This window comes from Mesorhizobium sp. Pch-S (genome assembly GCF_004136315.1).
Taxonomy (GTDB): Bacteria; Pseudomonadota; Alphaproteobacteria; order Rhizobiales; family Rhizobiaceae; genus Mesorhizobium.
Window position 1 is genome coordinate 5,292,739 of sequence record NZ_CP029562.1, and the last position, 18,445, is coordinate 5,311,183.

Annotated in this window: 17 protein-coding genes and 1 pseudogene; 9 read left to right on the plus strand and 9 right to left on the minus strand. The window is 61.1% G+C overall.

What is annotated here, in order from left to right:
• Window positions 1-59: 59 nt before the first annotated feature.
• From C1M53_RS24715 to C1M53_RS24730, 3 genes are all read right to left on the minus strand, one after another.
• Window positions 60-809: an arginyltransferase gene (locus C1M53_RS24715; RefSeq protein WP_129414638.1), complete on the minus strand. Its 750-nt coding sequence runs from the start codon at window positions 807-809 to the stop codon at window positions 60-62.
• 235 nt (window positions 810-1,044) lie between these two features.
• On the minus strand, window positions 1,045-1,515 hold the full coding sequence (locus C1M53_RS24725; protein ID WP_129414640.1) for an RDD family protein: 471 nt from the start codon (window positions 1,513-1,515) through the stop codon (window positions 1,045-1,047).
• 73 nt (window positions 1,516-1,588) lie between these two features.
• A complete protein-coding gene (locus tag C1M53_RS24730) occupies window positions 1,589-2,359 on the minus strand; it encodes an alpha/beta hydrolase (protein ID WP_245488275.1) in 771 nt (256 codons plus the stop codon).
• 92 nt (window positions 2,360-2,451) lie between these two features.
• Here C1M53_RS24730 and opgC point away from each other — a divergent pair, with 92 nt between their 5' ends.
• Window positions 2,452-3,609 carry an OpgC domain-containing protein gene (opgC, locus tag C1M53_RS24735; protein ID WP_129414641.1) on the plus strand — a complete coding sequence of 386 codons (1,158 nt, stop codon included), beginning with the start codon at window positions 2,452-2,454 and terminating at the stop codon, window positions 3,607-3,609.
• Here the strand turns inward: opgC and C1M53_RS24740 are convergent.
• Window positions 3,596-4,672 (minus strand): LacI family DNA-binding transcriptional regulator, encoded by a 1,077-nt coding sequence (locus tag C1M53_RS24740; RefSeq protein ID WP_129414642.1) that lies wholly within the window; start codon window positions 4,670-4,672, stop codon window positions 3,596-3,598. The genes opgC and C1M53_RS24740 overlap by 14 nt on opposite strands.
• Before the next feature lie 390 nt (window positions 4,673-5,062).
• A complete protein-coding gene (gene tet / locus C1M53_RS24745; protein WP_129414643.1) occupies window positions 5,063-6,241 on the minus strand; it encodes a Tet(A)/Tet(B)/Tet(C) family tetracycline efflux MFS transporter in 1,179 nt (392 codons plus the stop codon).
• Window positions 6,242-6,330: 89 nt separating this feature from the next.
• Here tet and C1M53_RS24750 point away from each other — a divergent pair, with 89 nt between their 5' ends.
• Window positions 6,331-6,966 carry a TetR/AcrR family transcriptional regulator C-terminal domain-containing protein gene (locus C1M53_RS24750; protein WP_129414644.1) on the plus strand — a complete coding sequence of 212 codons (636 nt, stop codon included), beginning with the start codon at window positions 6,331-6,333 and terminating at the stop codon, window positions 6,964-6,966.
• On the opposite strand, the gene C1M53_RS24755 is transcribed toward C1M53_RS24750, so the two are convergent.
• Together C1M53_RS24755 and C1M53_RS24760 are read right to left on the minus strand one after the other, a co-directional pair.
• Complete coding sequence (locus C1M53_RS24755; protein WP_129414645.1) at window positions 6,963-7,334, minus strand: DUF423 domain-containing protein; 372 nt, start codon at window positions 7,332-7,334, stop codon at window positions 6,963-6,965. The genes C1M53_RS24750 and C1M53_RS24755 overlap by 4 nt on opposite strands.
• A 93-nt stretch (window positions 7,335-7,427) precedes the next feature.
• The gene (locus tag C1M53_RS24760; RefSeq protein ID WP_129414646.1) at window positions 7,428-8,666 is read right to left on the minus strand and encodes a multidrug efflux MFS transporter; all 1,239 of its coding nucleotides are present in this window, start codon (window positions 8,664-8,666) and stop codon (window positions 7,428-7,430) included.
• 116 nt (window positions 8,667-8,782) lie between these two features.
• Here C1M53_RS24760 and C1M53_RS24765 point away from each other — a divergent pair, with 116 nt between their 5' ends.
• The 3 genes from C1M53_RS24765 (at window position 8,783) to ppk2 (ending at window position 11,573) form a co-directional block, all read left to right on the plus strand.
• Window positions 8,783-9,448 carry a GntR family transcriptional regulator gene (locus C1M53_RS24765; protein WP_129414647.1) on the plus strand — a complete coding sequence of 222 codons (666 nt, stop codon included), beginning with the start codon at window positions 8,783-8,785 and terminating at the stop codon, window positions 9,446-9,448.
• Between the two features lie 147 nt (window positions 9,449-9,595).
• The gene (locus C1M53_RS24770) at window positions 9,596-10,567 is read left to right on the plus strand and encodes a glycosyl transferase family 90 (RefSeq protein WP_129414648.1); all 972 of its coding nucleotides are present in this window, start codon (window positions 9,596-9,598) and stop codon (window positions 10,565-10,567) included.
• Between the two features lie 85 nt (window positions 10,568-10,652).
• A complete protein-coding gene (ppk2, locus tag C1M53_RS24775; RefSeq protein ID WP_129414649.1) occupies window positions 10,653-11,573 on the plus strand; it encodes a polyphosphate kinase 2 in 921 nt (306 codons plus the stop codon).
• 57 nt (window positions 11,574-11,630) lie between these two features.
• Here the strand turns inward: ppk2 and C1M53_RS24780 are convergent, their stop codons facing one another.
• Entirely contained in the window at window positions 11,631-13,289 is a 1,659-nt protein-coding gene (locus C1M53_RS24780) for an alpha/beta-hydrolase family protein (protein WP_129414650.1), read from the minus strand.
• Window positions 13,290-13,298: 9 nt separating this feature from the next.
• Window positions 13,299-14,329, minus strand: a pseudogene (hemB, locus tag C1M53_RS24785) (porphobilinogen synthase).
• Window positions 14,330-14,525: 196 nt separating this feature from the next.
• Between hemB and C1M53_RS24790 the strand changes: the two are divergent.
• The 4 genes from C1M53_RS24790 to C1M53_RS24805 all read left to right on the plus strand — a co-directional run bounded on the left by C1M53_RS24790 (window position 14,526) and on the right by C1M53_RS24805 (window position 18,437).
• Window positions 14,526-15,566: an enoyl-CoA hydratase/isomerase family protein gene (locus C1M53_RS24790; RefSeq protein ID WP_129416357.1), complete on the plus strand. Its 1,041-nt coding sequence runs from the start codon at window positions 14,526-14,528 to the stop codon at window positions 15,564-15,566.
• A 20-nt stretch (window positions 15,567-15,586) separates the two neighbouring features.
• A complete protein-coding gene (locus C1M53_RS24795; RefSeq protein ID WP_129414651.1) occupies window positions 15,587-15,985 on the plus strand; it encodes a DUF6163 family protein in 399 nt (132 codons plus the stop codon).
• Between the two features lie 204 nt (window positions 15,986-16,189).
• Entirely contained in the window at window positions 16,190-16,705 is a 516-nt protein-coding gene (locus C1M53_RS24800; RefSeq protein ID WP_054311167.1) for a MarR family winged helix-turn-helix transcriptional regulator, read from the plus strand.
• A gap of 478 nt (window positions 16,706-17,183) precedes the next feature.
• Complete coding sequence (locus C1M53_RS24805; protein WP_129414652.1) at window positions 17,184-18,437, plus strand: L,D-transpeptidase family protein; 1,254 nt, start codon at window positions 17,184-17,186, stop codon at window positions 18,435-18,437.
• Window positions 18,438-18,445 lie beyond the last annotated feature (8 nt).

Sequence of the window (18,445 nt, forward strand, 5' to 3'; positions counted from 1 at the left end):
TTAAAGCAACGGCAGCGTTAGGAGCCTTGAAAAGGCTGGACGGGCCGGATTGTTCAGTCTCAGCCGCTGAAGCGTTCCCAGCCCTTCGGGCCGAGATGTTCCTGCGGCATGAAACGCATCTTATAATTCATCTTGCGTGAACCGTTGACCCAGTAGCCGAGATAGACATGGGGCAAGCCCATCGCCTTGGCACGCTGGATATGGTCTAGGATCATGAAGGTGCCCAGCGAGCGCTCATCCAGGTCGGGATCGAAGTAGGAATAAACCATCGACAGGCCATCGGCCATCTTGTCGGTCAATGCCACCGCCACCAGTGCACCCTGGCCCTTGCCGGTGATGAATGTGTCGGGTCCGCGCCGACGGTACTCGATAATCTTGGTGTCGACATGGGTGTCCTCGACCATCATGGCGTAGTCGAGAACCGTCATGTCCGACATGCCCCCCTTGCGGTGACGGGCGTCGAGATAGGCGCGGAAGAGGGAGTATTGTTCGGTCGACGGTTCGGCGTCGTGCATGACGCCGACGAGATCGGCATTGTGCTGCGTCACGCGGCGCATGTTGCGACTGGGTTCGAACTCCTGCGCCAGGATACGCACCGAAACACAGGCGCGGCAATTCTCGCAGGCTGGGCGGTAGGCGATGTTCTGCGAGCGGCGAAAGCCTCCCTGGGTCAGGAGGTCATTCATCTCCGAGGCCTTGTCACCGACCAGATGGGTGAACACCTTCCGCTCGAACTGACCTTCTAGATACGGGCATGGCGAGGGCGCGGTCAGGAAGAATTGCGGAGACTGGGTAGGATGCTGCGTCATCGCGCGTCGAAAAATGCTCCCACGAACTACGGAGCGTTTCCACTTTTCGCGGAAACGCGGAAATGCTCCAGCTTTTTGTTTTCGCGCAATTCCGGACGCAAAACCGCTGCGCACTTTTGCTGGAATTGCCCTAGCTTGGCGCGCGCGGCAAAAAATTCAACAGGATAATCGTGTCGGCGTGCCTTCTGGCCCATATATTCGTTGGTTGGGCAGCACAGTGTGGACAAGTCCCGTCTCAGCGGTCGGTACGGCTGACGACGGTACCCAGCAGCAGGTCGTGCAGCGTGCGCTTGCGGTCGGAAAACAGCGTGACGAGCAGCACCAGTGGCGTGAGAATCACATTGCCCGCCCAGAACAGCACCGAATGCACAACAGCGGTCATGCCATCGATCGGGGTGCCGTCCAGCCTGTCCAGGCGGATACCCATCGCCTTCATGCCAAGCGTGGCCTGATCGCGACCACCCAGCGTATTCCAGATGTAGACCACGGCGACTGCGGGCACGAGAACTGAAAACAGCATCCAGCCCAGGCCCAGCGTGATGATGCCGAAGAGGAATACCAGGATGGCAAATGGAATGGTCAGTACGCCGACCACCAGATAGTCGATGATGCAGGCAAAGACGCGGCGCGAGCGGACGCCGTCATAGGCACGGACGTCGTCCAGCCTGGAAGTGATGATCTCGCCGTCGAGAACGCGCGCGTTCATTTGCTGAATATCCTCATGGTTGGCCGGTTCAGGACCCGCCTCTCATTTCAAATGGTGTGGCAGCGGCTTGCGTTCAAGTTGCAGCGACGGATCGCCGCCGGTCGAGCCATCCGCTGATGATATTGCCGTCCACTGCGCCGAATTCATGGCCGGAGGCTACCGTATGTTCATCGACGTTGGCGTGATGCGCCCGCAGCAGTCCGGCGAGCGCTGGCGCGAAAGGCGCGTAGGTGACGTCGTTGGCGCCGGTTATCATCAGCACATGCGCACCCGATAAGTCGGTATCCGGGACGTGATGCAGTACCGGCATGGCGCGCAGCAGCACCGCGCGTCGGAGCACTCCGGGGGTCAGCAGCATGGTGCTGGTCACCAGGTTGGCGCCGTTGGAATAACCGATGAAGGCAATATGTGCCGGCTCCAGATTGTGACGGGCGACCAGCTCGTCGATGAAATGCGCAAAAGCATGCGCTTCCGTGCGGATGCTGGCCTGGTCGAATTCCGTCGGCGTGACCCGCCTGAACCAGCGCAGATCGCCGTCTTGTATGATGCGGCCGCGCACCGCCACCAGCTTTGCTCGCGGGGCGGCAGCCATAGCCAGAGGCATCAACGTCGTCTCGTCCGCTGCCGAGCCGTGCAGCAGGATGAGCACCTCGCTGCCCGCGTGCTGCGGGACCTGGAGGCGATAGGAGAACGACAGGTCGCGTCGTAATGCCGCGATCTCCGTATTTTGTCGACTATCGGTTCCAGCCGTTTGATTTTCCATCATTTTGTCTCTGTTTGCCGGCTTCAAAACGAAACATTTTTGGATCGTCCCAAAAGTGATTGGGCCTGCTCTGTTTTTCATCACTTTTGCGCTGATATGGAGTGTCGAGCGGTTCCGTGACGGAGGCTAGGGGGTGAACCGCAGACAATGTGAACCGTTGCGGAGTCCTAATCATGACCACACCGCTCTCTTCCGAACGTGATACCCGCATCGATGTTCTGCGTGCGCTCGCTCTGCTGATGATCTTCATCGATCATGTGCCCGGCACCAGGTTCGAGCTCTTCACATACAAGAATTTCGGCTTCTCCGATGCAGCCGAAGCGTTCGTGCTGATTTCGGGCATTGCCGTCGCCCTTGCTTATGGTCGCAAGTTCCAGCCGGGAGACCGATTGCTGGCGACGCTCAGGATGTGGCGCCGCGCCGGCGTGCTCTACGCTGCCCATATCGTCACCACCGTGGCCTCGATCGCCATCTTCTGCGCGGCCGCATTGCTCGCCAGGCGTCCGGACTTCCTGACGCAGATCAACATTGGCCCCTTGATCGAACGCACGCCTGAGGTGTTGCTCGGCATTGCCACGCTCGGTCACCAGATCGGCTATAACAACATTCTGCCACTTTACGCAGTGTTGCTTCTCGCGGCGCCAGCGCTTCTGTTCCTTGGCGGGCGCTGGCCGCTGCCAACGCTGACGGTTTCTGGCATCGTCTGGTTGTGGGCCGGCCTCTATCAGGTTGCGCCGCCAAACTATCCAGAGCAGGGGTTCTGGTTCCTCAATCCGCTGTCGTGGCAATTTCTTTTCACCATCGGTGTCGTCGGCACATTGCATGTACGCCGTGGCGGCTGCATTCCGGTGAATGTCTGGCTGCTTGGCGCAGCCGCTGCCTATGCACTCATCGCTCTGGTCTGGGTTCGTGGCCCCTGGTGGGGGCAGGATACCTGGTTTGGTCTGCCACCGGTGCTTGCCGGTTTCGACAAGACTTTCCTGTCGCTGTCCCGGCTGCTGCACGTGCTTTCAGTTGCTTATCTGATCGTGGCGCTGCCTGCTGTTTCGGGTTTCTTCCGCAAGCCGCTCGATCACCCGCTTGCCATCCTCGGCAAGCGGTCACTGCCGGTGTTCATTGCCGGCACCTTGCTTGCAATCATGGCGCAGGTGCTGAAGCTGGTGCGACCCGGCGGCTTTTCCTACGACGCCATGCTGATTGCCACCGGCATCGCTGCGCAGTTCGCGTTCGCCTACTATCTCGAATGGCTGTCACGGCTAGGATGGACGAGCAAGACGAAGGCGCCGCAGCAGAGCCGGGGTTTCAGCGCGCAGCTGGTCAGCGTTCGCTGACGGGACCGGCCGATTCGCGCACGACCAGCTCGATCGGCATCTCCTGCCGGCGTTCGGCCTGGCCCGGGTCTAGGATGGCGCGGGCGGCACGGCGGCCCATTTCCCGCATCGGCTGAGCGATCGTGGTCAGCGACGGCTTGCATGTGGCCGCTTCCGGAACGCCGTCGAAGCCGACAATGGAGACATCGCCAGGTACCGACAGGCCGCGTTCCTTGAGCCAGTCGATCGCGATCATGGCAATCCGGTCGGACATCGCAAGCAGCGCGGTCGGTGGTTCTGGCAGGTCGAACATGTAGTCGAGGCTTGCATGTACGGTCGGCACATCGTTGCCGGTTTCGTAAATCGGAACACTGGCTGCATCAATGCCGGCACCGGCGAGCGTTTCCAGATAGCCGTAGAGGCGGTCGCGTGTGCCGGAGTAGGTGGCGCCTTCGGCGCGCAGAGCGGTCACCGGCCCGCTGCTTCCCTCGTCGAAATTCAGCGCCAGCACGCCGAAACGGCTGTGGCCGAATGCCAGAAGGTGGTCCGCAGCCAGTTTCGCGCCGGCCTTGTTATCGATTCCGATGGCTGAAAGCGCACCCTCGTCATAACCGAAGTCGAGCACGACGAAGGGGAGTTTTCGCTCGCGGGTCAGATACACTGGCTGCCAGTTGCCTTCCACGCAGAAGACGATGAAGCCGTCGACCAATGCGCTCTGGATGTTCCAGGCGAGATGTTCGCCGTTGATCGCAGACACCAGCGACAGGCCGGCACCCGTGGCATCGCAAATTTCCGAGATGCCGGACATGACCACGCGCGCGAAAGGGTCGTCGAAGAAATAGGAGAGGGGTCCCGCGGTGGCAACGCCGATGGCGTTGACCTTGCCGGCCCTCAGCAGGCGGCCCTTGGGGTCGGGGCCGGCGTAACCGAGTGCGTCCGCAGCCGCCTTGACGCGTTCGCGTACTTCTTCGCGCACGATTTCCGGGTGGCTGAAGACATTCGAGGCGGTGCCGTGCGAGACGCCGGCAGCCTTGGCGACATCCGCCAGTCTGACCGGTTTGATCGCGGTTGCCTGTCTTGCCATCAGTCATCCTTCTCATCGGTGGACGTATCGATGTCCGGGCGTTTTTCAGAGGCCTGATGATCACCAGACCGCCGACCTTGTATCACAATTGTTGGATCGATCCATATTTGCCTTGACTTTGCGTCGAGGGAGGCAGAGGATTTGGATCGATCCAAAAATTTTTAGACCGATCTTGGATCGATTCAAATCCGAAATGATCCGGATCGGGGAAGTGAGGCAGCAATGCGTCCGATCGACTATCTGTTTGAAGATATCTATCGCAACTATTGGGGCATCTCGTTCAAGTCGCCTCCAAATGAGCAGAACGAGGCTCAAACCAACCACTTTGACCTTGTTCGGCGTTTCATAAGCGGGATCGCCAGATCGCTGCTTGCACAACAGGGCAGCCGATCAGGCGGCGATCCTGTTGCCAGGCTTCAGGGTCAGCAGCGGGACGCAGACAAGATAAAGAGCTGCGCCACCGATCCAGACCAGCCCGGGAAACGTCGATCGCGTGGCGAAATAGGTGGTCGAAATCGCGAGAGGCGCGACAATGGAAGCAAGGCTGGTCAGCCCGGCAATCACGCCCTGCAGCCGGCCTTGACTGTTCGCGTCAACTCCTGCGGTCATCATTGACTGCAGCGCTGGTGCGCCGATGCCGCCAAGGCAGAGCATGGGCAGAAGGGCGAAGACCATCCAGCCGTGCGTTGCCAGTCCGATCAGGATGTAGGCGGTGCTGTCGGCGGCGATGGCGATGGCAAGCGCTTTCTTTTCACCCAACCTTTCGCTGAGAGGCCCGGCCAGAAAGGCCTGGGCCAGGGCGTGGAAGAGGCCGAACAAGGTCAGCGAAATGCCGACAGTGAGCGGATCCCAGGCGAACTTGTCCTCGACATAAACAACCCAGATCGTGCCTCCGACTTCGCCGACCATGGCCAGCAGAATGGTCGTGCCAAGCAATGGCAGCAGCAATGGAAAGCCGAGTGCCCAGCGCAAGGGAGCGAAGGGGTTGAGCGAAACGGTCGTGGCTTCGATGCTCGCACGTTTTGGCTCCTTCAGGACCAGCATGGCGATGAGCAAGGTGACCAGATTCAGGACCGCGGCGGCAAGGAAGGGGGCACGCGTCCAGATACCACCCAGCAGACCGCCGATGGCTGGCCCGGCGATGAAACCGACGCCGAAGGCCGCGCCGAGCTGCCCAAAGCGCCGTGCACGCTGGTCCTCGGGCGTCACGTCGGCAATGTAGGCCGACGCGACCGCGGACACGGCACCGGTGACGCCGGCTATCGCCCGGCCGATGAACAACAGCCACAGCGTCGGGGCGAGGGTCATGAACAGGTAGTCCACCGTGGCGCCAGCCAGAGACATCAAGAGCAGTGGGCGGCGGCCGAAACGATCCGACAGCGCGCCGAGCAACGGTGAGAAGACAAACTGCATCAGCGCGTAGAGTGCCAGGAAGGCACCGTAGCGCCAGCCGAGATCGCCGGTGTGGCCGACTTCGCGCAGCAGTTCCGGAATGACCGGCATGGTGAGCCCGATACCGGTTGCGGTGAGGGCAACCGTTGCCAGGATGATGGCGATCGAGCGATTCATGACGAGTCCAAAATTTATCGGTGATAAATTCACTTATCATTGATAAATTTTGGATGCAATGAGGATGTTGTTCTCGAGAGGAGACGCCAATGAAGGTCGACCGCACACGCATCGTCGAAGAGGCGTTGAAACTGCTCAACGAAGTGGGGGTGGATGCGTTGTCTACGCGCCTGCTTGCGGAGCGGCTGCAGGTGCGCCAGCCGGCCTTGTATTGGCATTTCAAGAACAAGCGCGCGCTGCTGGATGCCATGAACAGGGAGATCCTGGAGCGCAGTCACAACCATCCGTTGCCGACGGAAGGTGGCGACTGGCGACGCTACCTCGCTGACAATACGCGCAGCTTTCGCGCTGCGCTGCTGGCGTACCGGGATGCCGGCCGGGTTCATGCGGGCACCGAAGTCGAACCCGATGAATTGCAGGATATCGAGACGAAGACTGCGTTTCTGGTTGCACAGGGGTTTGAGGTGGGTGAGGCGATGATGCTGTTTATCGCACTCGGTCGCTACACGCTCGGTTGCGTCATCGAGGAGCAGTCCGACTATCCTGAAGGGCCGGGCCGAGGCGCGGAACTCGATGATGCGGCGCGTGACTTTCCGCTGTTGTCGGCGGGATTGGCGCGCTATCGCGAAGGGGGGCACACGGCCCTGTTCGAAACGGGACTCAGTCTGATCCTGGATGGTGCCGCCATGCGGCTTGCACGCAAGGCGGAAAAATCCGGCGCCTAGGTCCTTGATCCTGCAAATGCCGACGCTGCGGTCGTCAGCCATCCCAGGATCAGCAGCGTGCCGCCGGTCGGTGCCACAAAGGGCAGCAGTCGCCCGCCCAGGAAATCACGGGCGAGCAGGTCGCCGCAGAACAGGATCAATCCCACCAGCAGCACCAGCCCACCAAGGCGAAGTATCCTGTTGCCACCGACCAGCCCGATCGCGAGCAGCGCGAGCGCGTGGGTAAGCAGGAATGATGCGACCGTGCCGGTAAAGGCACCACCGACATGCGCGGCCGCCGCCGACAGCGCCACGCCCGCGGCGCCGCTGAGACCTCCTGCCAACACCAGAGGCGCGCAAGGTTCAAAAGCGAAACGGGAAGAGTTCATTGTTGAAGTTCCATCAGCAAGGGCGGAAATGCGCGAAACCAGGTCCTGGGGAACGACGCCTGGAAATCGAGGCAGGATCGCACGGTTTGGGCGTTACGCGGACTGCGGCTGTTCGTAGCGGCTGCGCACGATCCAGTTGAAGAGCGCGCCCAGTGCAAGCAACACCGCGGTGAACAGAAAAACCGCGCGCATGCCGAAATGACCGCCGACAAAACCGCCGAGAACCGGTCCGGCGACCTGACCGACATATTGCGCCGAGATCGAATAACCCAGGACATTGCCGCCGACACTGTCCGGTACATTGTGGCGAATGACGCTGGTGACGGAGGGCAGCAGACCGCCCAGCGCCAGGCCCATCAGGAAGCGCAGCACGATCAGTTGCCAGCTTTCGGTGACGAACGCCTGCGGAATGAGCAGCAGCGCTGCCACCAGCAGCGCGCCGATGATCACGCTCCAGTGGCCGACGCGATCGGCGAGCTTGCCCAACCTCGGGGCCGACAGGATCGCCCCGAGTGCCGCCGCCGACATGACGAAGCCGGCAACCAGAGTCACTTTCGCAGAATCCGTCACCAGTTCGGCGACATAGACGGTGATGATCGGTTCGATCGACATGGTGGCGAACATCAACAGCATGCCGGTGGCCAGCATCGCCACCACCGGTCGTTTGTCGGAGATGCGTGACCAACTGCCCGCCTGCTTCTTCCTTGTTTCAGTTGCGGTGGGTCGACGATTTTCCCGGATCAGGAAGGTCGTGGCGAGGAACGCCAGGAAGATGACGCCGCCAGCAATCAGGAAGGTCGCGCGGATGCCGATCCTGGGCGGCAAGGCACCGCCAATCAACGGTCCGACCAGATTGCCCGCCATGATGCCGGCTGAAAGTGTTCCGAGAGCCCAGCCGGAACGATCCTTCGGCGTCTGCATGGCGACCAGAATGGTCGATCCTGAGGAATAACCGCCGGCCAGGCCGATCAGAAGGCGCAAGGCCACCAACTGCCAGACGTCCTGGACCATACCCATCAGCGACATGCACACCGCCATGCCGAAGCTTGCGCGCACGAGCATCGACTTGCGGCCATAGCGGTCGCCCAGCCGGCCCCACAATGGCGCGACCAGGGCCGCTGCCAGGAAGGTGGCGCCATAGGCGATGCCCGACCATTGAACGATCCCCGCATGATCGCTGACGCCCAGCTCCGCCACATAGAGCGGCAGGAAGGGCAGGAGCAGCGTCATTGCCACCAGTGTGGTGAAGGAGCCGACGAAGCACACGACGAGATTGCGGCGCCAGTGGATATTGTAGCCTGCTTCCCCGGACGTGGTGCTTTCATCGGACATGGCGTTGCTCTTCGCTGCGTTGTCTTGTATCCCGATTTGGGATACCAATTTGGTATCCGTATCAGGCGCGGACATTGCGGAGTCAATGGGCCAATGGCGAGAGGGAGAAAGTCGCGATGTCACAGATGCTGCAGGTAGAGCGTCAGCTTCGCGAAATGATCCTGGGCCTCGACATCGGCCCGGGCGAAAAGTTGACCGAGCGCTGGATGGAAAGCCGTTTCGGGGCGTCGCGCACGCCAGTGCGTGCGGCACTGCTCAGGTTGGAGACGGAGGGACTTGTGTCGCGCGACGGGCGGGGTTGGACGGTTTCACCGATCAACCTTGCCGAAATCGAGCAGATCGCGGTCTATCGTCAGGCTGTCGAGGTTGCTGCCGCGCGATTGACGGCGGCGCTGGAAGACAGAAGCGGCCTCGATGCGATTGAGGCAATGCTTGATTCCTGCGGAGCGGATACGCCGAGGGAAGAATGGCATCGGGTCGGTACCGACTTCCACGTCGAGCTGGCGCGCCTGTCCGGCAACGAGTTCCTGTTTCGCGCCGTGCGGGATGCCATGACCCGGCTGTCGCGGGCGCGATGGCTGGAAATTCGTGACGAGGCTGCATCGGAGCGGGCCTGGCAGGAACATAGAGCTATCCTGGCCGCTCTGCGGGCAGGGCGAGCGGACGACGCTGCGGACCTCCTGATCCGGCACATCGGCGGCAGCCGTGATCGCCTCGTCGGCTCATTGCAGGCCGAGCGCCGCGGCCTGCGCGCCCGTGGTTTCGCTGTCGTTGCGGCCTAGAAAAAAGGGCGCCCGCCGAGCCGGGGGCACCGCATTGTTTCCTGATAATGTTTCGTCACATTCTTTGACTGTTTTCTCTCGGGATTGTCTGGCGCAGCAGGACCCGTGACGCTAAAAGCCTGCGCGGGCTTTTGCGTTGGAATTTCGATGCGTAATATTCGTCGCAGGACTGGCAAGGTCTTTTATTACGCGCGCAACATTGTTCGCGACAGCGCGCCGCAATTGCTCTTCCGCCGTAGGCTGGACCAGGCGCTGACGACTGCCTTGCGCGGCGGCCCCGTGCTTCTCGATCGACTCAATTACTACAACAAGCTGCGGGAGCCGTTCACACCGAGCCCGGCGGCCGTGACGATCGCGACACTGCCGCGCCGCCCATCGATGTATTATTACGATCTCAAGGAGTTCGCCCGCTACTTCGATCCTAACCTGCGTCTGGACCTGGAGTTCGGCGACGTTCGTGGACTTCCTGATGTCCCTTCGATCGTCAAGAACCGTCCGATCGGCGCAAACAATGCCAACGCCGTGCTGTTCAAGATGGACAAGCTGCGGCATTTCCAGATGCCGGACGATCCGGTGCGGTTTGCCGACAAACAACCCGGGGTCGTCTGGCGCGGCGACATGAACAATCCCATGCGCCTGGTTTTTCTGGACGCTGCGCAGGGGTTGCCGTTCTGTGATGTCGGGTCGCCCGCCACTCATGCGCCGGAACGTCACCACAAGCCTTTCATGAGCGTCGAAGACCAGAAGCGCTATCGCTACATCGTTTCGCTTGAAGGCTATGACGTAGCGACGAATCTCAAATGGATCATGAGTTCGAATTCGCTCTGCCTGATGCCGGAACCGACCAATGAGATCTGGTTCTGCGAGGGCCATCTGAAGCCGGATGAGCACTATGTGCAGCTTGCGCCCGATTTCTCGGATATCGCCGACAAGTTTGCGTTCTTCGAGCGCCATCCCGAACAGGCGGAGCGTATCATCGCGTCGGCCCAGGCCTATTGCCGCCAGTTTCTGGACGAGCCGACCGAAAGGGCGCTGTGTTTCCTGGTGCTCTACAAATATTTCGTGCTGAGCGGACAGGTCGAGCCCGACGACAAGGTCTGGCGCTTCATTTCATCGTAGGGCGCGTTTTGGTTCCGCAATTGCAATAAAACCGTCATTGCCCGCGGATATTGGTCGGCTCACGGTGCGAACGCGGAGCGATATCATGACCGAACTGGAACGCAATTCCCCCGCTGCTGATTGGCTGGAGGCGGAGCTGGCAGACACGCTCGACGAGGACTATGAGCTCGAGCTGTCGGAGCCAGCGCTTTCCGAAGAGATCGCCAAGATCTACAAGCGTTCGCATCCGCCATCTGTCGAAAGACAGGTCTATTTCCGCGAATTGCTGACATTGCAGTCGGAGCTGATCAAGCTGCAGTCGTGGGTAGCCCACACCAAGGCCAAGGTGGTGGTGCTTTTCGAGGGCCGCGATTCGGCCGGCAAGGGCGGCGTCATCAAGCGCATCACCCAACGCCTCAACCCGCGCATCTGCCGCGTCGTCGCGCTGCCGGCACCGACCGAGCGCGAGCGCTCGCAGTGGTATTTCCAGCGCTATGTGCCGCATCTGCCGGCAGGCGGCGAGATCGTGCTGTTCGACCGCTCCTGGTACAACCGCGCAGGGGTCGAGCGGGTGATGGGCTTTGCCACGGCCGACCAGGTCGAGGAATTCTTCCGCGACGTGCCGGAGTTCGAGCGCATGCTGGTCCGCTCCGGCATCATCCTGGTCAAATACTGGTTTTCGATCACCGATGAGGAGCAGCAGATGCGCTTCCTCATGCGCATCCACGATCCGATGAAGCAGTGGAAGCTCTCGCCGATGGACCTGCAGTCGCGCGTGCGCTGGGAACAGTACACCAAGGCCAAGGAAGAGATGCTGACGCGTACCAACATCCAGGAGGCTCCCTGGTTCATCGTTGAAGGCAACGACAAGAAGCGCGCACGGCTGAATTGCATCGATCACCTGCTGCAGCAGGTTCCTTATGAAACAGTGCCGCATGACGAAATCACGCTGCCGGAACGCGTGTTCAATCCGGAGTATGAACGTACCGTGTTGCCGCCGGAACTCTACGTGCCGCAGAAATACTAGAGCGCCGCGCGTCCCTTCGGACGCGCAAAGGACGCTCTAACACTTTGATTTGGCCGGTCATTCGGCCTTGCGTTGAGCGACAAAGAAGCCTTTCAGCGCATCGACCTTCTCAGCCGTCCATCCGGGCGGCTGTGCAACGGCCATCCAGGCATCGATATAGTGCTCGGGAGCGTAGACGTGCCCGTAGCCCATTGGCGTGGTCGTGCCGAGCCCGATGTCGACGGTCAGCTGCAGCAGCGTGACGATCGGGAACCAGCGGAAGCGCTGCGAGACATCGGGCCCGCGTTCGCCCTTCATCCAGTCCGGCTTGCTGTAGGCAGCATGAGGATCGAAAAACACGATCGGGTCGCTGGCATACTGCAGATAGACGACCCGTATCGGTCCCCATGGCGCGCCGTCGAGATCGAGCGCATTGCGTTGGCTGGTGAAGCGGATGACCGAACCGTCGCGGAAACGAGGCAGCCATGCGGGCGAGCCGGCGACGCGGCCCGCGGTGACACTTTTCCAGGTCCGACTGGGGAAGGGTGGGCCCGCCCACACGGCGCCCTGGTACGGGTCGGCAACGACATCATAGATATCGCTCGACAGATCTGAATTCATCGCGCCGAGACTAAGTCCGTACAGGTAGAGTTTCGGGCGCCGATCTTTCGGCAGTTTCTTCCAGTATCCATAGACCTGGGTGAACAGCGCCCGTGAAGCTTCCGAGCCGTAACCCGGCTCGACAAGCAAGGAGAGCCAGCTCGGCAGGTAGGAATACTGGATGGCGACGCTCGCGATATCGCCCCGGTACAAATATTCGACCGGATCTATTCCGGCGGGATCCACCCAGCCTGTCCCCGTCGGCGTGATGATGATGAGTGCGGAGCGTTCGAAGCCGCCAACCCGCACCAGTTCTTCGAGCGCCAGTCTTGCCCGAGCCTCTACCGTTCCGGCGGAATTCAGGCCGGCATAGACGCGGATCGGTTCCTTCCCGCCCTGGCCGGTCTGGGTGGCGATCTCATTGCCGCTCGGCGCGGAGGCAATGTAGCTGCGCCCCATCTTGCCAAGCCCCTGCCAGTTGATCAGCGAGGCCGAACTGCCGGTCTTCCGGGGATCGGTTGGCGGCTTTGTCTCGGCATCGATGATCTGATCCAGTTCCCGGTAGGATGAATCCATGGCGCGGATCGCGAAGCGCAGCAGCACGCCATCCACCACGGACCAGAACAGAAGAGTGGTGACGACCAGTCCGGCGACCCCGGCAACACGCCGGGGCACATGGGGGCGCAGTCGATTTGCAATGATGCGAAATACGCGCGCGAGCAGCCGTGCGATCAGGATAACGACCGCGAAGGTCACCAGCGCGATCACTGCGACCTCGAAGGGGCCGACCTTGTTGGCCGGTGCCATGCCCATCAGGATGCGGATGGAATCCTGCCAACTGGACGCCTGGATCAGGAAAAAGACGGCAGCAATCAGGCAGGCAAGAAGGATTACGCGCGACGCGGAAACCAGCCGACGCGGATTCGTGCGCGGCAGTTCCATGTAGGTCCAGAGCGCACGCAGGGCGACACCGACGCCATAGCCACAAGAGAAACTCAGGCCAGACAGAATGCCTTGGGTGATGCTTTCACGTGGAATGAGGCTTGGTGTCAGCGATGCACAGAAGAACAGCGTCGCGAGGGCCAGACCGGTCAGCGAGAAGGCGTCAATCGTCCTGGCTGCCCAGCGGAACACCATGCCTCAGCTTCATCCTTTCAGGATTTCGGCCACTCGTGGCGCGAAATAGGTGAGGATGCCGTCGCAGCCGGCGCGCTTGAACGCCAGCAGCGATTCCAGCATCACCTTTTCGCCGTCGATCCAGCCATTGGCTGCGGCCGCCTTGATCATCGCGTATTCGCCCGACACCTGGTAGGCGAAGGTCGGCATGGCGAACTCGTCCTTCAGGCGACGGATGATGTCGAGATAGGGCAAGCCCGGCTTGACCATCAGCATGTCTGCGCCTTCGGCAAGGTCCTGTTCGGCTTCTCGAACGGCCTCGTCGCTGTTGGCGTGATCGATGTAATAGGTCTTCTTGTCGCCCTTCAGCAGTCCCTGCGTGCCGATCGCCTCGCGATAGGGGCCGTAGAAGGCGGAGGCGAATTTGGTCGCGTAGGACATGATGGCGATGTCCTGGAAACCATTGGCATCCAGCGCGTCGCGGATTGCGCCGATACGGCCATCCATCATGTCGGACGGCGCGATGATGTCGGCGCCGGCGGCCGCCTGCAGCACGGCGGCGGCCGCAACCTGCTCGACCGTCTCGTCGTTGACGATGATGCCGTCACGCAGGATGCCGTCGTGGCCGTGGCTGGTGAAGGGGTCGAGCGCGACATCGGTGATGATGCCGATGTCGGGAACCGCCGCCTTGATGGCGCGCGTCGCGGCATTGATCAGATTGTCGGGATCGAGAATGTGCGAACCGGCCTCATCCTTGCGTGTGGCCTCGATGTTCGGGAAAGTCGCAATCGCCGGAATACCGAGCCTGGCGGCGCGTTCGGCTTCGCGAACCGCCTGATCGATGCTGAGGCGAAAGACGTCAGGCATCGCATCGATCGGCTCGCGTATATTCGTTCCGCCGGTCAGGAAGATCGGCCAGATCAGGTCGTCGACGGTCAGGCGGTTTTCCTGCCCAGCCGGCGCGACCAGTCCGCCTTGCGCATGCGGCGCAGGCGACGCGAGCCGGTGATTTCGTCGACGTTGCGGGCGCCGGCAGGTTTTGTGGGGGCGAACTTGTTCATGGCCAAAACTCCGATTGGCGGTTTTCTAACACGTGCGGGCCGGAGCGACCAATGCGGCTGGTTGTGCCAGCATCGGCGCGGATGGTCGCAGTGCGTTCCACACTCGGTCGGGGCCGGCTTGCCGGAAGGGTGGCATTGACGCGCTGGAGGGCGACGCTTAGCACTTCCAAAGCATATGAATGAGGATTCTATGGCAATCGATTTTGGCGGCGGCGAGGAAATCCGCTTCGAAAGGATTGGCCGGGCCGGCGTCGTGACCATGACCCGCCCCCAGGCACTCAACGCCATCACGCATCGCATGATCAATGCGCTATCGCGCGCTCTGGATGCCTGGGAGGCTGATCCGGAGATCGACCTGGTGCTGCTGAGGGGCGAGGGCAGGGCGTTTTCCGCCGGCGGCGACATCATGGCTGTCTATGAAGGCGGCAAGGCCGGCACCCCCCCAATCGAGTTCTTTGCCGACGAGTACCGGTTGAACGCGCGCATTCCCCGCTTTGCCAAGCCCTATGTCTCGCTGATCGACGGTATCGTCATGGGCGGTGGTGTCGGCCTGTCGTTTCATGGCTCCTACCGGGTGCTTACAGAAAACGCCCAGTTTGCGATGCCGGAGGTCGGCATCGGCTTTTTTCCGGACGTCGGCGGCAGCCATCTGCTGCCGGGCCTCGAGGGCAGTTTCGGGGTGTATCTTGCACTGACGGGAGAGCGCATCCGTTATGGCGATGCGCTGTGGTCCGGCTTGGCGACCCACGCGATCAAAGCGGCCGACCAGGCTGTTTTCGTCCAGGACCTGACCGAGACCGGAGATGTGAACGCGGCATTGCGGCGGCATGCCGTCGCTGCCGAAGCCGAGACCGGGGAGCCGGTGCGCGAAGCGATCTCGCGGCATTTTTCACGTGATACCCTGGCAGAGATCATCGCCAGCCTTGAAGCGGGAGCCAGCGATGAATTCGCTTCCAAAACACTGGCCATCATGGCTCAGCGTTCGCCAACCAGCCTGAATGTTGCCTTCCGGCAGATTCATGCCGGCCGCTCGCTGGCCATGGACGACTGCATGCGGATGGAGTTCCGCATCCTGGTGCGCATGCTGCAGGGCCACGATTTCTATGAAGGCATCCGCGCGGCGATCGTCGACAAGGATCGCCAGCCGAAATGGCGACCCGCAGGGTTGGGGGCGGTCTCCCCGGAGGATGTCGATCCATACTTCGCGTCGCTCGGCGAGCGGGAACTGGCACTGTGAACGATGCCGCGCAAAGCCGCATGGTTCTGGAACCTTCGACGACGGAACTCGTCTTCGAATGGTTCCAGCGTATCGTTGCCGTCTATTGCCTGCTGTTCGGGGTGCTCTACTGGGTTCGTCTGATCGGTTTCTATCCAGGACCTCTGTGGCGCTTCGACCTGATGCCTGTGCACTGGCAACTCGCCGCGGCAACGCTGGCGGTGTTCTTCCCCTTTGCCGCCGCCGGCCTGTGGATGCTGGCCTCCTGGGGGCCTGTCATCTGGGTCATCTGCGCCCTGACCGAGACGATCATGTATGTGGGCTTCCCACAGCTCTTCGGCGAACGCTGGCCGATCGTCGCGGCACATGCCGCCGTGGCCCTGATCTACATGGCGCTGCGGCTCGTCGTGCATTTCCAGCGCCGCCGCCAGCGCGTGTGATTTAAGCCGTTTGGCCGTTCGCTAAATCTTTAGGTTAATTTTCTTCCCGCGGCAGGCTTTTTATTAACCCTCTCTCGAAACCTCTTACCGGTAAGCTCTTGTTAGCCCTGGCGTTTAAGTCGAATTTTATAGGTATTCGATAGTGTCGCGATCAAGGTGACAAAAAACAAAAAATCACCGGGCGACAAACGAGAGGCAAAGACAATGATCAATTCGCGTCCTGTGGCGAAGACCGCCAATGTTATCGATGAACGCCGCGAGTCCATCCGCACGCTTTACATGGAATCCCTTCAGCTGGTCGAACGTCTTCATCGGCGTTTGCTTGATGTGATCAAGGATGAGTTCGATCGCAACGGCCGTTCCGACATCAATGCTGTCCAGGCTCTGCTGCTGTTCAACATCGGCAATGCCGAACTGACCGCCGGTGAGCTGCGCTCGCGTGGCTACTATCTCGGCTCGAACGTATCCTACAACCTGAAGAAGCTCGTCGACCTCGGCTTCATCAACCATCAGCGTTCGCGCATCGACCGTCGTTCGGTCCGCGTCAGCCTGACGGACAAGGGCAATGAGGTGGCTGAGGTGGTTGCCGGTCTCTATGAGCGCCATATCGGCTCGATCGAGCATGTCGGCGGCATCAACCAGGACGAGTTCAAGCAGATGAACCGTGCCCTGCAGCGCCTCGACCGCTTCTGGAACGACACGATCGCCTACCGCATGTAAGCGGCTGGTTCGTGATCGCCCGTCGGATTGCCGGCGGAGCTCCGCGACGTCTTCGTCGCGGCGAGATACCACGCCGAAGAGCGGGGAGGAGGAGATCTAGAGCGTTTCCGCTTTTCGCGGAAACGCTCCGAGTTTTGTTTCGGCCGCATTGTTGTAACGCCAGGTGTTTCCACTTGGCTACAAAATGCTCTAAATCTCCGGACTGGGCCGGTGCTGAAAAGGCACTGGCCCTTTCTTTCGTACGACGTAGGTCTAATGCGCGGGCGTTGCGCCTAATTGCCGCCATATTCCGGTGAAAGCGAGAAACAGGACGGTGCAGCCAATCTGGCTGGCTGGTCCGCTCTCGCGAATGTGCGTTTTCCGGCAGCGAGATGCGAGATATGGTTGGCTAAATGTTAAGGATGGCAACCATAGAGTGCGGGCCGCTAACCAGGCCCACTGGCCGATCGTCGAATTGTTGAACAAGTCTGGAACGCCCATGAACACCAGCCGTCGCCTGTTTCTCACCGGAGCTTCCGCGCTTGCCGTGGCTTTTGCCGCCGGCGCCGCCAGTGCCCAGGACGCCGTGGATGGTATCCTGAAGGCCTCAGGGCAGGGTAGTTGGGACGACACATTTGACGCCCGCGCGACGCAGGGCGGCAAGGTCGCTTCGACGCTGCCGATCTTCAGCCCTCAGACCGTGACCTACACCGAGCAGGCCATTGGCCAGTATCGTGACATCGTGGCTCAGGGCGGCTGGCCGGAAGTGCCCGCGACCAAGAAGCTCCAGCTTGGCGTTTCCGATCCCGACGTCGTGCCGCTGCGCAAGCGGTTGATGGTATCCGGCGATTTGCCGCAGAATGCCGGCCTGTCGGAATCCTTCGATTCCTATGTCGATGCTGCGTTGAAGCGTTTCCAGACCCGTCATGGCCTGCCGGCCGACGGCGTCACCGGCAAATACACCTTTGCTGCGATGAACATCTCGGCCCAGGTGCGGCTCGGTCAGCTCGAAACCAACCTGGTGCGCCTGCGCGCCATGGGCGGCTTTCTCGGCAATCGCTACGTGATGGTCAACATCCCGGCAGCGCAGATCGAAGCGGTGGAGGGAGACCGCGTCGTGCTGCGTCATACGGCGATCGTCGGCAAGATCGACCGCCAGACGCCGATCGTCAATTCGAAGATCAACGAGATCATCGTCAATCCTTATTGGAATGCGCCGGTGTCGATCGTCCGCAAGGACATCATTCCGCTGATGCGCAAGAATCCGAACTACCTCAAGGACAGCCATATCCGCCTGCTCGCGCCGGATGGCTCCGAAGTCGATCCGACCACCGTCGACTGGTCGACGGAAGATGCCGTCAAGTACCGTTTCCGCCAGGATCCGGGCACCGGCAACGCCATGGCGTCGGTCAAGATCAATTTCCCCAGCCCGGACGGCGTCTACATGCACGATACGCCGCAGCAGAGCCTGTTCGGCAAGCTGATGCGCTTTGATTCCTCGGGCTGCGTGCGCGTGCAGAATGTGCGCGACCTTGTCACTTGGATCCTGCGCGATACCCCGGGCTGGAGCCGCCAGCACTTCGAGGAAACCATCAAGACGGGCAACAACACTCCTGTTGCGGTCACCAATCCGGTTCCGGTCTACTTCACCTATGTTTCGGCCTGGTCGACGGGGCCTGGCGTCGTACAGTTCCGCGACGATATCTATCGCCGCGATGGCGTCGACGAACTGCAGATCACCTCTTCTCTCTAAGAAGCGGG